The 14,669-nt window shown below is 66.2% G+C and carries 12 protein-coding genes; 8 read left to right on the forward strand and 4 right to left on the reverse strand.

All coding sequences use genetic code 11. The features are described 5' to 3' along the window. Nucleotides 1-88: 88 nt before the first annotated feature. Genes RhoFasB10_RS15755 through RhoFasB10_RS15765 form a run of 4 tightly spaced genes read left to right on the forward strand, consistent with a single transcriptional unit; the run spans nucleotide 89 to nucleotide 3,094 of the window. Nucleotides 89-799 (forward strand): glycosyltransferase, encoded by a 711-nt coding sequence (locus RhoFasB10_RS15755; protein ID WP_167677184.1) that lies wholly within the window; start codon nucleotides 89-91, stop codon nucleotides 797-799. Continuing rightward, the gene (locus tag RhoFasB10_RS15760; protein WP_167677186.1) at nucleotides 796-1,728 is read left to right on the forward strand and encodes an acyl-CoA dehydrogenase family protein; all 933 of its coding nucleotides are present in this window, start codon (nucleotides 796-798) and stop codon (nucleotides 1,726-1,728) included. The genes RhoFasB10_RS15755 and RhoFasB10_RS15760 overlap by 4 nt, the downstream gene beginning before the upstream one ends. Then, entirely contained in the window at nucleotides 1,722-2,462 is a 741-nt protein-coding gene (locus RhoFasB10_RS26380) for a PIG-L family deacetylase (RefSeq protein ID WP_346764407.1), read from the forward strand. The genes RhoFasB10_RS15760 and RhoFasB10_RS26380 overlap by 7 nt, the downstream gene beginning before the upstream one ends. Further along, nucleotides 2,459-3,094 carry an SAM-dependent methyltransferase gene (locus RhoFasB10_RS15765; RefSeq protein WP_308115242.1) on the forward strand — a complete coding sequence of 212 codons (636 nt, stop codon included), beginning with the start codon at nucleotides 2,459-2,461 and terminating at the stop codon, nucleotides 3,092-3,094. Before RhoFasB10_RS26380 ends, RhoFasB10_RS15765 begins: the two co-directional genes overlap by 4 nt. Nucleotides 3,095-3,099: 5 nt before the next feature. On the opposite strand, the gene RhoFasB10_RS15770 is transcribed toward RhoFasB10_RS15765, so the two are convergent. Further along, nucleotides 3,100-4,125 carry a putative zinc-binding metallopeptidase gene (locus RhoFasB10_RS15770; RefSeq protein ID WP_068427287.1) on the reverse strand — a complete coding sequence of 342 codons (1,026 nt, stop codon included), beginning with the start codon at nucleotides 4,123-4,125 and terminating at the stop codon, nucleotides 3,100-3,102. Between the two features lie 226 nt (nucleotides 4,126-4,351). On the opposite strand from RhoFasB10_RS15770, the gene nhaA reads away from it, so the two are divergent. After that, nucleotides 4,352-6,214, forward strand: a complete 1,863-nt coding sequence (gene nhaA, locus RhoFasB10_RS15775; RefSeq protein ID WP_167677190.1) for a Na+/H+ antiporter NhaA — start codon at nucleotides 4,352-4,354, stop codon at nucleotides 6,212-6,214. Between the two features lie 3 nt (nucleotides 6,215-6,217). Here the strand turns inward: nhaA and RhoFasB10_RS15780 are convergent, their stop codons facing one another. After that, complete coding sequence (locus RhoFasB10_RS15780) at nucleotides 6,218-7,300, reverse strand: DNA polymerase domain-containing protein (protein WP_167677192.1); 1,083 nt, start codon at nucleotides 7,298-7,300, stop codon at nucleotides 6,218-6,220. Continuing rightward, on the reverse strand, nucleotides 7,300-8,343 hold the full coding sequence (locus RhoFasB10_RS15785; RefSeq protein WP_167677194.1) for an ATP-dependent DNA ligase: 1,044 nt from the start codon (nucleotides 8,341-8,343) through the stop codon (nucleotides 7,300-7,302). Before RhoFasB10_RS15785 ends, RhoFasB10_RS15780 begins: the two co-directional genes overlap by 1 nt. A 145-nt stretch (nucleotides 8,344-8,488) precedes the next feature. Here RhoFasB10_RS15785 and RhoFasB10_RS15790 point away from each other — a divergent pair, with 145 nt between their 5' ends. The 3 genes from RhoFasB10_RS15790 to ilvD all read left to right on the forward strand — a co-directional run bounded on the left by RhoFasB10_RS15790 (nucleotide 8,489) and on the right by ilvD (nucleotide 12,380). Then, complete coding sequence (locus RhoFasB10_RS15790; RefSeq protein WP_114332446.1) at nucleotides 8,489-9,103, forward strand: hypothetical protein; 615 nt, start codon at nucleotides 8,489-8,491, stop codon at nucleotides 9,101-9,103. Between the two features lie 6 nt (nucleotides 9,104-9,109). Beyond that, a complete protein-coding gene (locus tag RhoFasB10_RS15795) occupies nucleotides 9,110-10,558 on the forward strand; it encodes an MFS transporter (protein WP_167677196.1) in 1,449 nt (482 codons plus the stop codon). Between the two features lie 115 nt (nucleotides 10,559-10,673). After that, complete coding sequence (gene ilvD, locus RhoFasB10_RS15800) at nucleotides 10,674-12,380, forward strand: dihydroxy-acid dehydratase (protein ID WP_068427291.1); 1,707 nt, start codon at nucleotides 10,674-10,676, stop codon at nucleotides 12,378-12,380. A gap of 119 nt (nucleotides 12,381-12,499) precedes the next feature. Here ilvD and RhoFasB10_RS15805 read toward each other — a convergent pair whose 3' ends face one another. Continuing rightward, complete coding sequence (locus tag RhoFasB10_RS15805) at nucleotides 12,500-14,530, reverse strand: MFS transporter (protein WP_167677198.1); 2,031 nt, start codon at nucleotides 14,528-14,530, stop codon at nucleotides 12,500-12,502. Nucleotides 14,531-14,669 lie beyond the last annotated feature (139 nt).

The following is a 14,669-nucleotide window of genomic DNA, read 5'->3' on the forward strand; positions in this document are numbered from 1 at the left end:
TGCCACTACTGGGGATGAGATACCGGGTCTACGGACAGAAGAAGTACGAACCGTCGAGCAGCCGGCGGAGCTCCATCGCAGAACAGGGATGGCATTGATCGATTCTTCGACGGATATTCGCCGAGTTGTCGTGGTAGTACCGGTTCACGACGAAGAAGAACTACTGCCGGCGTGTCTGGACGCGCTCGCCGACGGCCGGGCCCAGGTCCCCGACCTCGACGTATTCACGGTCGTCGTGCTGGATTCGTGTTCCGACGGGTCCGAGTCGATCGCGCGTCGCTGGGCGGACGGGTCGGGCGACCGATCGGTGAGGTCCGTCTCGGCATGCAATGTCGGTGTCGCGCGCGCGGCCGGCTTCCACGGTCGAGCTGCGTCGCCGGACACGTGGTTCGCGACGACCGATGCCGACAGCGTGACTCGGCCCGATTGGTTGGCGTCACAAATCGCCCATGCCCGGCGCGGAGCCGGGGCCGTCGCCGGAACGGTCCGCGTCGACCTCGACGGACTGCCTGCCGCGGTGGCCGCTGCCTACCGGTCCGGATACCGCGAGCATGCAGGCCACCGCCACGTGCACGGCGCGAACCTCGGTGTCCGTGCCGATGTGTACCGACGCGTCGGCGGCTTCGGGCCGCTGCGCACCGACGAGGACGTCGACCTGGTTCGACGGCTGGAGCAGGCCGGGATTCCGGTGCTGTACGCGTGCGATTCACCGGTGTCCACGTCGAACCGGCTGTTCGGGCGCGCTCCCGACGGGTTTGCGGCACATCTTCGTTCGCTCGACGCGGCGGTCCCGCGATGATCGACCGCCTTCGAGAATTCTTCGACGCCCCTCTTCCCCTCCCCGGCTCGGGGCGCACCGAAGAGCGGTGGGATCGGCTGGCGGCGCTGAGCCGCGAAGATACCGTGCTCGGACGGTTCGCCGAGGCTCATGCGGACGCGCTCGCGATCCTCGCCGAGCTGGGCGGGCCGCAACCGCGCCGCGAACAGATCTGGGGTGTCTGGGCAGCCGAGCCACCGTCGCCGGTTCTGGGGGCCGACGAGACGTCGGACGGGTGGACACTGACCGGGGTCAAGCCGTGGTGCTCGGGAGCGCACCTGTGCACCGACGCCCTGGTGACGGCGCGCGTCGGCGATCGACGCAGGCTGTTCGCCGTCGATCTCACTCAGCCTGCGTGCTCGCCGATTCCGGATTCGTGGCACGCAGTGGGTATGGCGGACAGCGACTCCGGCCATGTTCGATTCGACGGCGCCCGTGCACACCCCGTGGGTGAACCGGGCGCCTATCTCGAACGGCCCGGGTTCTGGCACGGCGCGATCGGTGTCGCCGCCTGTTGGTTCGGCAGCGCCTGCGGCGTCGCCGACACCCTGCACGCCGCGGTCCGATCAGGTGCCGACGCCCATGCCGCGGCCCATCTGGGTGCCGTCGCCGCGGGACTGAGCGCCGCATCGAGCACGCTGAAAGTTGCTGCAGCCGAGATCGATTCGGACCCGTTCGACTACGACGGCCAAGGCAGGCTACGCGCCAGGACAGTTCGTGCGGTCGTGGAGAACGCCGCCTCCGATTGCATCGATCGGGTCGGCCGCGCGCTCGGCGCAGGACCGTTGTGCATCGACGCCGCGCACGCACGCCGCGTGGCGGATCTGACCGTCTACCTTCGCCAGTCGCACGCGGAGAGAGACCTCGCCGCGTTGGGTGAGGACGTCGCCGAGGAGAAGAGTCCGTGGTAGAGGAGTCGTTCGACGGTTCGGAAGCCGGCACACCCGAATCCGTCTGGCGCGCATGGCAACACACGTACCCGGCTGCGGATCTCGCGGGGTGCCGCGACATGGTCGTCGTCGCACCGCATCCCGACGACGAGATTCTCGGCGTCGGCGGACTCGTGTCCACCGCGTCGGCGGCAGGCATCGACGTACGCATCGTGGCGGTCACCGACGGCGGCGGCTCGCACGAGGGTTCTCCCACCGTGACGAGGGAACACCTGATCGCCGAACGGCCCGAGGAGTCGCGTCGAGCGCTGACGCAGCTGGGTGTCGACGTCGAACCGATCCGCCTCGGTATCCCGGACGGCGACGTCGCCGCGCACGAGAACGACGTCGCAGAGGCAGTGGCCCGCGTCCTCACACCAGAAAGTTGGTGCCTCACGACGTGGCGAGGGGACCGCCATCCCGACCACGAGGCCACCGCCCGAGCCTGCCTGACGGCCGCGTCGCGCACCGGAGTACGCGTCATCGAGTATCCGGTATGGATGTGGCACTGGGCTCGTCCCGACCATCCCGACGTGCCGTGGCATCGAGCGCACGCCGTCGCTCTCGAGCCGCACGTTCTTGCCGCGAAAAAAGCTGCGGTGCAGGAGTTTCGGACGCAGATCGCACCGCTCTCGGAGCACCCCGCCGATCGAGCGGTGCTGCCACCGCACGTACTCGACCGACTTCTGCGACCGTACGAGGTGATCTTCCTGTGAGCGTGCCACCGGCCTACTTCGACGGCGTGTACGCCGAAGGCGAGGACCCGTTCGGTCTCGGCTCGAGCTGGTACGAGGATCGCAAGTACACGATCACGATGGCGTCGTTACCGCGTCAGCGCTATCGCCGCGCCCTCGAACCGGGATGCTCCGTCGGTGTGCTCACCGAACGGTTGGCCGCGAGGTGCGACGTTCTGGTGTCCACCGACGTCGTCGATCCACCGATTCGGACGGCCAGGGCACGCGTCGCGTCACCGCACGTGCAGTTCGTGACATGGTCGCTGGCCGACAGCTGGGAGAGCGTCGGCACGGGGTTCGACCTGATTGTGCTCAGCGAGGTGGGCTACTACCTCGACGAGACCGATCTACGACGCGCACTCGACGAGTGCGTCCGGCACCTCGAACCGGGCGGAACGCTCGTCGCCGTGCATTGGCGTCATCCTGTGGCGGACTACCCGCTCACCGGGGACCAGGTGCACGACGCCGTCGCGGACACCGTCGGACTCTCGCGTCTCGGCGGGTACGTCGACGAGGATTTCGTCCTCGAAGTCTTCACCGCGTGGCAGCCCACGGAGACACAGCCCTCGGAGACGAGGCCCTCGTCGATCGCTCGCGCCGAAGGCCTCGTCTGACGCCGCTACACCACGTTCGGTGCGATCAGCAGGTGCACGAACCGCATCTTCTCCATGACCGCGGGCGGCAGCACGAACGGGTACAGATCCTGGTGGCCCATCGACCGGTTGATCTGGTTGAGCGCCCAGGACAGCGGGAGCCACCACTCGATGATCTGCTCGAACCCGATGTCGCCCGGCAGCGCGCTGTCCAGCGTCGATCCCGCGGGCGCCATCGCGAACGCCGCCGCGGTGTCGAGGGTGTCGCGGATGTGCAGATAGTGCGCGAACGTTTCGGCCCAGTCCTCGGCCGGATGCATCGTCGCGTACGACGAGACGTAGTCGTCTTCCCAGTTCTCGGGCGCGCCCTCGCTGTAATGCCGGTCGAGCGCAGCCTGGTAGTCGGTGTCGGGGTCGCCGAACAGTTCCTCGAACCGTGCACGATGCTCACCCGTCCCGACCAACACCATCTGGTAGAAGTGGCCGATCTCGTGTCGGAAGTGACCGACGAGGGTTCGATACGGTTCCGCCATCGACACCCGAAGCTGCTCGCGGTGGACGTCGTCGCCCTCGGCGAGGTCGAGGGTGATCAGTCCGTTGGCGTGACCCGTCATCACCTGCTGGTCGGCGCTGGACAACAGATCGAAGGCAAGTCCGGTCTCGGGGTCGGCGTCACGGCCGATGATCGGTAGACCGAGCTCGGTCAGTTCGAGAACGACGCGACGCTTGTTCGTCTCGGCGTCGGCGTACGCGACCATTGCGTCGAGGTCGTCGTCGGCAGGCCGTGTCCGCGTGAGCCTGCACGAGACACACAGCTCCTCGCCCTCGGAGGTGTCGACGAGCCAGTTGCACCGAGCGGTGTCGAGGTTGGCGCAGACTCGCCACGTCGTGCCGTCGACGTCGACTTCCGCTGCACCGTCCTCCGACTTGTCCGGCAGCACGAGCATCGCTCTCGACGGCAGGTGGAACCCGAGCGCACTCTGGCAGCTCAGGCACAAGGAGTTCTCGAACGACAGCTTCTGACCACACTTGCGGCAGATCAAATCACGCATGCTTTCCGACTTTCGTTCCGCACAGACTCCCGCGACGGCGCTGCGCCGACGCATGAACAAGACCCTCCGACCGATCTATGCTGTCCTGCGAATACACGAATACTTGCAGGCAGCCCCGCACACGATACCGATGTGGAAGCAATTCGGAGTGGCGGCGGTTGGGTTGTCTGCGCGGGTTTTCCCGGACTGCACGTAACCGAAACCGATCGAGGGGAAACCGTCACCGATGGCAGACATGACACCGACGATGTCCCCGGTTCGCAGGCTCGCTCAGCGGCTCGGCGAATCACGCGGCGCCAGGAACAGCGAAACCTTGGCCGCCGGATTTCTTCTCGCAGCGACACTTCTGGCGTTGCTGTGGGCCAACTCGCCGTTCGGCGACACCTACGACACTTTCTGGCACACCGAGTTGTCGATCTCGATCGGCGGTCACGGAATCTCGCTTGACCTCGCCCACTGGGTCAACGACGGCTTGATGGCCCTGTTCTTCTTCGTGGTCGGCCTCGAGGTCAAACGCGAATTCGCGATGGGCGAGCTGACCGACCGCTCGCGCGCGAGCATCCCGATCGTCGCCGCCCTCGCCGGACTCGCGGTGCCCGCCGTGTTGTTCCTGCTGCTGAACCCGTCCGGCGAAGCGGCAGGCGCGTGGGGCGTCGTCATCTCGACCGACACCGCATTCGTTCTCGGCGCGCTCGCCGTCGTCGGACCCAAGAAGGCGGCGCGCCTGCGCATCTTCCTGCTGACGCTCGCCGTCGCAGACGACGTCGGCGCGCTTGCAATCATCGCGTTCTTCTACACCGACGACCTCGACATCGGTGCGCTTGCACTGGCATTCGTCGGACTCGCAGCGATCGCGCTGCTGCGCAAACTCCAAGTATGGCGCGGCATCAGCTATTTCGTCGTTTCGGTCGCCACCTGGGTCGCGTTCTACGAATCGGGTGTTCACCCGACGCTCGCCGGCGTCATGATCGCATTGATTCTTCCGGTCTACCCGCCGCGTCGACGCGAGGTCGAGCGCGCCGCTGATCTGACCCGCGCGTTCCGTCAGTCACCGAACCCGGAGTACGCGCGGGCCGCGAGACTCGGCCTGGATCAAGCAGTTTCGGTCAACGAACGTCTCATGCGGCTGTACCAGCCGTACACCGCATTCATCATCGTGCCGATCTTCGCGCTGGCCAACGCAGGCGTTCCACTGAGCGGCGAGACGCTCCGAGCTGCCGCCACGTCCCCGTTGACGTGGGGAATCGTCGTGGGTCTGGTCCTCGGAAAGCTCATCGGCATCACCGGTGCCGCAGCGATCTTCTCGAAGATTCGTCCCGACGCCCTCGCACCGGGACTCACGTTGTCGCACATCGCGGGCGGTGCCGCACTGTCCGGAATCGGGTTCACGATTTCGCTGTTCATCGTCGACCTGGCTCTCGACGACGAACTGCTCGCCGACGAGGCCCGCGTGGGCGTCCTGGCCGCGTCGGTCATCGCTGCCGCTCTGGGGTGGTTGTTGTTCCGTATCGACGAACGAGTCCACCCGCCGCGTAAAGAGATGTCGCACAAGATTCTTCGAGGCGTGGACCCGAAACGGGATCATATTCGCGGCCCCGTCGACGCACCGCTGACCATCGTCGAGTACGGCGACTTCGAATGCCCGTTCTGCAGCAAGGCGACCGGCAGCATCAAGGAAGTGCGAGCACACTTCGGTGACGACGTGCGCTACATCTTCCGCCATCTGCCGCTCGACGACTACCACCCGCATGCGCGATACGCCGCTCAGGCGAGCGAAGCGGCTGCGGCACAGGGAAAGTTCTGGGAAATGGCCGACGTGCTGTTCACCAACAGCGACGCACTGTTGCCCGAGGACATCGACCGCTACGCCGAAGAACTCGGGCTCGACATGGAACGGTTCGAGGAAGACCTACGCACCGGCGACTACGTGGTCCGCGTCGAGGACGACGAGCTCGACGCCAAATCCAGTGACATCGAGGGAACTCCCACGTTCTATCTCGGCATCGGCGACAAGGATCTGATTCGGCACACGGGACCGTACGACGCCGCGTCGCTCATCCGGGAGTTGGAGGTGGCGCGGACGGTCTAGCCACTACTCGACGCGATTGCCCTGTTCGTCCCAATGCTCGGCGACTTTCTTCGACGGCTGTACGCGAGGAGGTTCGCCGGGCATCTTGGGGTAGTCCGGCGGAAAGTTGAGCTCTCCGCCGGGCAACGTCTCCCACAGGTGCAGAAGCGGTTCCAGCGAGTAGGACTCGCCGTCCATGTCCTCCCACGGATCCCCGTCGGCCAGGTAGTCGCGCACGGTGACGATGTTGTAGTCGCGAGGATCGGTGACGGACTTCAGGTGCTCCCACGTCATCGGCGTGCTGACGGGCGCCCCCGACTTGGCCCGAAGGCTCCACGCACTCGCGATGGTGCGGTCGCGGTTGTTCTGGTTGAAGTCGAGGAAGATACGTTCTCCGCGTTCCTCTTTCCACCACTTCGTCGTGACGCCGTCGTCGCGGCGTTCGAGTTCGCGTCCGAGTCCGATGGCCGCGTGCCGCACCTGTTCGAACGTGTAGTCCGGCCTGATGCGGACGTAGATGTGAATTCCTCTGTTGCCGCTCGTCTTCGGGTAGCCGCGTAGTCCCAGTTCCTCGAGAAGCTCACGGGTCACCTCGGCCACGCGTTGGGCGTCGGCGAACGTGGTGCCGGGCTGCGGGTCGAGGTCGAGGCGCAGTTCGTCGGGCTTGTCGACCTCCGGGCGTCGAACCGGCCACGGGTGAAACGTCAACGTGCCCATCTGTGCCGCCCACACCAACGCCGCCGATTCGCGCGGGCACAGCTCGTCCGCGGACCGGCCGCTGGGAAACTTGATCCCGACGGTCTCGATCCAGTCGGGAGCGCCTTTCGGCAGTCGCTTCTGATAGAAGCCGTCGCCCTCACGATCCTGCGGTCCGACGGCGAGTCGCATGCCCTCCCGATAGCCGTCGGGCCAGCGTTCCATCGCCGTCGGACGGTCTCCGATGGCACGGATCAGCGGTTCACCGACGGACGCGAAGTACTCGCACACCTGAACTTTCGTGATCTCGGGAGTGCGCTCGGTGGCCTCGTAGATGACGCGGTCCGGACTCGACACTCGGACCTCGCGTCCACCGGCCTCCACGTATGCGGGCGGAGTCTTCGACGGCATCAGTGTCCTCCCGCGATGACGTCCGCGACGTCGTAACTTGCCGGCACTTCCAGTTGGTCGTAGGTGCACGACGTCGGCTCACGGTCCGGACGCCAGCGCAGGAACCGTGCCGCGTGCCGCAGCCGTTCCCCTTCCATCTGGTCGTACGCCACCTCGACGACGCGCTCGATACGCAGCGGCACCCAGCTGCGGTCCTTGTTCGACGTCCACCGGTTGGGTTCGGCGGACTTCGGGTCCTCGCCGGTGCGCAGTGGCTGCAGTTCTTCGAGTAGTTCGACGCGCCGCTTGTCGGTGAACGCCGACGCCCCTCCGATCATGCGAAGTTGGTCGCCGTCGTACAGGCCGAGAAGCAGCGATCCGATTCCGTTGCCGGACTTGTGCACTCGATATCCGATGAGCGCGCAATCGGCCGTCCGCGCATGCTTGACCTTGATCATCTCGCGCTTGTTCGGCAGGTAGACGCCGTCGAGCTTCTTCGCGACGACACCGTCGAGGCCTGCGCCTTCGAACTGTTCCAGCCATCGCTCCCCGGTGGCCGCGTCGTCGGTCGCGCTGGTGACCTGGCATCGGTCGCCGCCGGAGGCCGCGTCGAGCATGCGCCTGCGGCGTTCGTCGAACGGCGTGTTCATCAGGTCGTCGGACCCGAGCGCCAGGAGATCGAACGCGACGAACATCGACGGAGTCTTCTCCGCCAACATGTTCACGCGGCTCTCCGCGGGATGGATCCGCTCGGACAACGCGTCCCAGTCGAGACGCGTGCGGCCGTCGATCTCACGGGGCACGACGATCTCCCCGTCGACCACGATCCGTTCGGGAAGTTCGCGCTTGATGTCGGCCACCAGTTCGGGAAAGTAGCGCGCCAGATCCTTGCCGCCACGCGATCCGAGAATCACCTCGTCCCCGTCGCGGAAGACGATCGCGCGGAAGCCGTCCCACTTCGGCTCGTACGACCACTGGGCCGGGCCGTCCGCGGGCTGCGGAGGCACCGCTTTCGCAGCTTTCGCGAGCATCGGTTGCAGAGGCCATTCCACCGGTAGGTCCACGAACTCAATACTGCCCCATCGCTCCGACACCGTCGCTGCAAACGGAATCGAACCGACGGGTTGGACGTCGGTGATGCTTTCGGGCGGTTGGTCGGATATTTTTGTTGCGCCCGTCAACGAAAGCACTCACAGCTAGGAACGATCGATGACTCACTTCGGCCGAACGCTTCGTGGTGCTGCCCTCGGCGCATCCGCCTGTGCGTTGCTGATTCTCACCGCCTGCGGTTCCGACGTCACTCCCCGTGCCGTTCCGGCCGACGACCTCGGCGCGATCGCCACGTCGACGACGTCCACCACGTCCGAACGCCCGAGCACACCTCCTGGACAGCAGGGTGAGGACATCGGTGGCGACGTCGACATCGACGTCGAGATCGGCGACTGCGTCGAACTCGGGGGAACGATGTCCGACGCGACGATCGACAACGCGACGTGCGGAAGCCAGGAATCCAACTACAAGGTGATCGCCAAGGTGCCGACCGGTGACCAGTGCTCGCCCGACGCGGACCAGTACTACTACGAGACGTACGGGGGCGTCGAGCAGGGCGCGCTGTGCCTGGACGTGGACTGGGTGATCGGCGGTTGCATGGAGCTCTCCGGTGACGATCCGCTGCGCGCCGACTGCACCAGCCCCGGCAGCAACACGGTGCGCGTGGTCGAGATTCTGCCGAACACCACCGATGTCAACCAGTGCTCCGACCCGGCGGACAGTGGTTACGCTTACTCGGATCGCAACTTCATGGTGTGTGTCGAGGAGTTGTAACCAGGTGTGAGCAGCGCAGTGTCGATACCGCTTGCGTCCGCGCGCGGGCGCTGGATCGTCGCTGCCACGGTGCTGGGCTCGTCGCTCGCGATGCTCGACGCCACCGTCGTCAATGTCGCACTGCCCGCGATCGGCCGTGATCTCGGATCCGGAGTGGCCGGATTGCAGTGGACGGTCAGTGGTTACACGTTGTCGCTCGCGTCGCTGATCCTGCTCGGCGGATCGCTCGGTGATCGGCTCGGCCGCCGCAGGGTGTTCGTCTGGGGCACCGTCTGGTTCGCGCTCGCCTCCATCCTGTGTGGGCTCGCACCCAGCATCGAAGTGCTCGTCGCCGCGCGCGTACTGCAGGGTGTCGGTGCGGCGCTGCTGACGCCGGGCAGCCTCGCGTTGATCTCCGCGTCCATCGACTCCGACGATCGCGGCGCTGCCATCGGTGCGTGGTCCGGACTCGGTGGGGTGGCGTCGGCGATCGGGCCGTTGCTGGGCGGCTGGCTCGTCGAGGTCGCGGGATGGCGATCGGTGTTCCTGCTCAACATCCCCCTGGCGATCGCCGTCGTGTGGGTCGCCGTGAAACATGTTCCGGAAAGCCGAGATCGGAACGCCGAGGGCCGTCTCGATCTCCTCGGGGCCGCGGTGGTGGCCGTCGCGCTCGGGCTGCTGACATACGGGTTCATCGCGTCGGAGTGGATCGTCGTCGGGTTCGGTGTCGTGGGGGTCGCCGCGTTCTTCGTCGTCGAGGCCAGATCGCGGAACCCTCTCGTGCCGCCGTCGCTCTTCTCGTCGCGTGTGTTCCTGGCCGCGAATCTCGTGACGCTCGCCGTCTACGCGGCGCTGGGCGGGGTCTTCTTCCTGCTCGTGCTGCAACTCCAGTTGGCACTGGGCTACTCGCCCATCGCGGCAGGCGTCGCGACACTGCCGATCACCGTGCTGATGTTGTTGCTGTCGGCGAGGACCGGACGCATCGCGCAGCGGATCGGCCCGCGCATCCCGATGACGATCGGTCCGCTCGTCGCCGCCGCGGGACTTCTGCTGATGCTGCGAATCTCGCCCGGTGCGTCGTACGTCCTCGACGTCCTTCCTGCCGTCGTCGTGTTCGGTCTCGGCCTGTCCTTGCTCGTCGCGCCGCTGACCGGGGCAGTGTTGGGCGCGGTCTCGACCGACCGTGCCGGTATCGCCTCCGGCGTCAACAACGCCGTCGCCCGGACGAGCCAGCTGCTGGCCGTTGCGGCGCTCCCCGGTCTCGCGGGGATATCGGGTGTCGACGACGACAATCCGGCACTGTTCTCGAACGGATTCCACACCGCGATGGTCATCAGCGCGGTCCTGCTCGTCGTCGGTGCCGCGATTGCAGCCGTCATGATCCGCGGCGAACGCAGGTCGGATCCCGAGTCCATGGAATGCCACGCGCGGTGCGATATGTCGTCACCGGCCGTGAGCCCGTCGGAACACCGTTAGGGTCGCGGGAGTGGAGCCTGCAGGAACGACCCAATGTGACGGGAGTGGAGCCTGCAGGAACGACCCAATAGTGTCAACAGTGGATACAGCCCATCCGCGATAGGTCAGGAGAGTCATGTCGACCGAGAACGAGTCACCGGACGTCAAGCCGCGCAGCCGCGATGTCACCGACGGCCTCGAGAAGACCGCGGCCCGCGGCATGTTGCGTGCCGTCGGAATGGGCGACGACGACTGGACCAAGTCGCAGATCGGCGTCGCCTCGTCGTGGAACGAGATCACCCCGTGCAATCTGTCGCTGGAACGACTCGCGAAAGCAGTCAAGGAGGGCGTGCACGCGGCGGGTGGGTATCCGCTGGAATTCGGCACGATCTCGGTGTCCGACGGCATTTCGATGGGCCACGAGGGCATGCATTTCTCCCTTGTCTCACGTGAGGTGATCGCTGACAGCGTCGAGACCGTCATGAGCGCCGAACGGCTCGACGGTTCGGTTCTACTCGCCGGGTGTGACAAGTCGCTGCCCGGAATGCTGATGGCCGCAGCCCGTTTGGACCTCGCGAGCGTGTTCCTGTACGCGGGATCCACGCTGCCCGGTTTCGCGACCCTGTCCGACGGCAGCGAGCACCAGGTGACGATCATCGACGCCTTCGAAGCCGTCGGTGCTTGCTCGCGCGGCCTGATGTCCCGCGCCGACGTCGACACGATCGAACGCGCCATCTGCCCCGGCGAGGGCGCATGCGGCGGCATGTACACCGCCAACACGATGGCCAGCGCGGCCGAAGCGCTCGGAATGTCGTTGCCCGGCAGTGCATCTCCTCCTGCACCCGATCGTCGACGTGACCAGTTCGCGCACGCGAGCGGCGAGGCCGTCGTCGAACTGCTCCGACGCGGCATCACGGCGCGAGACATTTTGACGAAGGAAGCATTCGAGAACGCCATCGCGGTCGTCATGGCGTTCGGCGGGTCGACCAACGCGGTGCTGCACCTGCTCGCGATCGCTCACGAGGCGGAGGTCGAACTGAGCCTCGACGACTTCACCCGCGTCGGCTCCCGTGTCCCGCACCTCGCGGACGTCAAACCGTTCGGCAAGCACGTCATGACCGACGTCGACGCCATCGGCGGAGTGCCTGTCGTCATGAAGGCGCTGCTCGACGCGGGGCTGATGCACGGTGATTGCCTGACCGTCACCGGAAAGACCGTCGCGGAGAACCTCGCTCACATCGCGCCGCCGGACCCGGACGGAAAGGTGTTGCGCGCCATGAACGAACCTATCCATCCGACCGGCGGCATCACCATCTTGAAGGGTTCGCTCGCCCCCGGCGGAGCCGTCGTCAAGTCGGCCGGATTCGACTCCGACGTGTTCACCGGCACCGCACGGGTTTTCGAGCGCGAACGCGCCGCGATGGACGCGCTCGCCGACGGCACCATCTCCGCGGGCGATGTCGTGGTCATCCGCTACGAAGGCCCCAAGGGCGGCCCCGGTATGCGCGAGATGCTCGCCATCACCGGCGCGATCAAGGGAGCCGGACTGGGCAAGGACGTTCTGCTTCTCACCGACGGCCGATTCTCCGGCGGAACGACGGGACTGTGCGTCGGGCATGTGGCGCCGGAAGCCGTCGACGCCGGGCCTATCGCGTTCGTTCGCGACGGTGACCGCATCCGCCTCGACGTTGCCGAGGGAACCCTCGACGTGCTCGTCGACGACGCGGAACTCGAAGCGCGCAAACAGGGTTGGGCTCCGCTTCCTCCGCGCTACACGCGAGGAGTGTTGGCGAAGTACTCCAAGCTCGTGGGCTCGGCGTCGAACGGGGCTGTGCTGATCTAGCGGGCTCCCGCTCGTCGGCATCGGCTCCCGCTCGTCGGCATCGGCTCCCGCTCGTCGGCATCGATGGACCGCGGCAACTGTCTATCGGCTACCGCGTGCCATCGATGCCGGAAAGGGAACTACAGCGGCATCGCCCACATCGAGCTCGACCGCTCCTGGATCTCGGTGTCGTGACGGTGCCGAGAGTCGGCGTATTGGTAGATGTTCAGCTGCCCGGGCCTGTTGACGGGTCTCGGCGCCCGACGCATGACGGGGAGTTCGGCGAGGTCGAGTGCCGCGTCGAGTTCCTCCTCCGCGAGTTCGCGCCTCCTGCGGGCGATGTCGGCAAGCGCCAGCTGGTGGATGGTGACGCGGTCGCTGTGGTCGGCGAGCCGCGCCTCTGTCTTCTCCGCCGCTTCGCGCTCGAACACCTTCGCCGCGAGCTGGTAGATGCTCGGGCGTGAGAGTTCGTCGTCGACAAGCGATTCCGCCACGGACGGGCTCGGTGCCGACGGTTGCCCCAGCATCTCCTCCAACTCGGCGATCTCGTGAGCGACTCCCTCGTCGACGATCGGCGTCACCGTCACGACCCGACGCTTCCGCGGCGCCGGTAGAAGGATTGCCACCAGCACTGCGCCGACTCCGAACACCACCGTCGCGATCACCGATGTGTGGCTGACGGCGGCAGCATAGGCCTCGACCGCGGTGTCCTCCAGCGAATCTGCGTAACCGGTAAGAAATGGGTTGTCCCGCAACATATCTGCGACGATGACGGCACCGGCCACCGAATCGCTTGACACCTCGACCGCCTGGGCCGCCTGTGCCGTCGGCTCACCGCTCGGCGTGCGGCCAGGAAAGTCCGCGAGGAAATCGACGACGCCATCGCGGTAGGTCGTCGCCAGAACCGAACCGAGGATCGCGATTCCGAGCGAACCCCCGAGTTCCAGTGCCGTGTCGTTGAGTCCGCCCGCAACGCCGAGCTTACCGTCGGGAAACTGCGCCATGATCGCGTCCGTGCACGGGGACACGCTGAGCCCGATCGCGAGGCCGAGAATCGTCAGCGCCGGGAGGAAGTCGACATACGTTGCGTCGGAACGTAGTCCGATCATCGTGCAGACGGCGACAGTGCCGAGCACCATCCCTGCCGTCACGGTGTACTTCATGCCGAGCCGGGGCGTCAGCAACCGGGTGATACCGGATCCCACGAACACCGCGAGGGCAAGCGGGAGCAGGTGAATTCCCGTCGACACGGGCCCGAAGCCGAGTACGAACTGAAGATGTTGTGCGACATAGTAGATCGCGCCGAAGGTGACGAGAAAGAACAGCAGGACCGCGAGGACGGAGCCGGAGAGCACGCGGGAGCGAAACGCGCGGACATCGAGCAGCGGGTTTGGGTGTCGCAGTTCCCACGCGACGAACGCCGCCGCTCCGAGAACGCCGATCACGGCGAAATAGACCGGCCCAACGCTCCATCCGAAGTGCGATCCCTCGATGATCGAGTAGACGGTCGCCGACACGGTGAGCACCGACAGGACACCGCCGAGCCAGTCGATCTGCCCGATGTCCGCGGCACGTGACGGCGGAACGACGAGGACGGCCGCGATGATCGCGAAGACCGTGATCGGCACGTTGAGCAGGAAACTCGAACCCCACCAATAGCTTTCGAGGAGCCAGCCGGCGAGCAGCGGACCCATCGCGATCGCCAATCCCGACGTCGCCGCCCAGATGGTCACGGCCGTCGCCCGCTCGTGCTTCGGGAACGTGGCCACCAGAAGCGACAGCGTGGCAGGCATGACCACGGCGGCAGCGACGCCCATGACGATGCGGGCGAGTACGACGCCTGCCGTCGCCTCCGTCAATGCACCCGCGAGCGATCCGGCGGTGAACATCATCAATCCGATGAGCAGTGCGCCGCGTCGGCTGTACCGATCTCCGATCACACCGAACAGCAGCATCAGTGCCGCGTACGGGACGGTGTATCCGTCGATGACCCACTGGAGGTCCGCGCTGCTGAGGTCGAGATCCACCGTCATCGCCGGAGCCGCGACGAGGAGGGACGTGTTCGCCATGACGACGACCAGCAGGCTCAGGCACAACACGCCCAGCGCTGCCCACCGTCCGGCGTACGGCTTGTCCATCTCGTGGACAGGCGTCATCGCAAGCAAAGTCATGTCTTCCCCCCAGAAGCACCGAAAGCTCAGAGGCACGAAGCCTATGGAGGGCGTGTCGACGCGTGCAAATCGGTGTGGTGGCCGTTACATTGGGCGGTTACATCTCACTGCCGCAGCGGATTTCACGCTTCGTTCTTGT

Origin of the sequence: Rhodococcus sp. B10 (assembly GCF_011770055.1) — a bacterium.
In the GTDB taxonomy this organism is placed as follows: Bacteria; Actinomycetota; Actinomycetes; order Mycobacteriales; family Mycobacteriaceae; genus Rhodococcoides; species Rhodococcoides kyotonensis_B.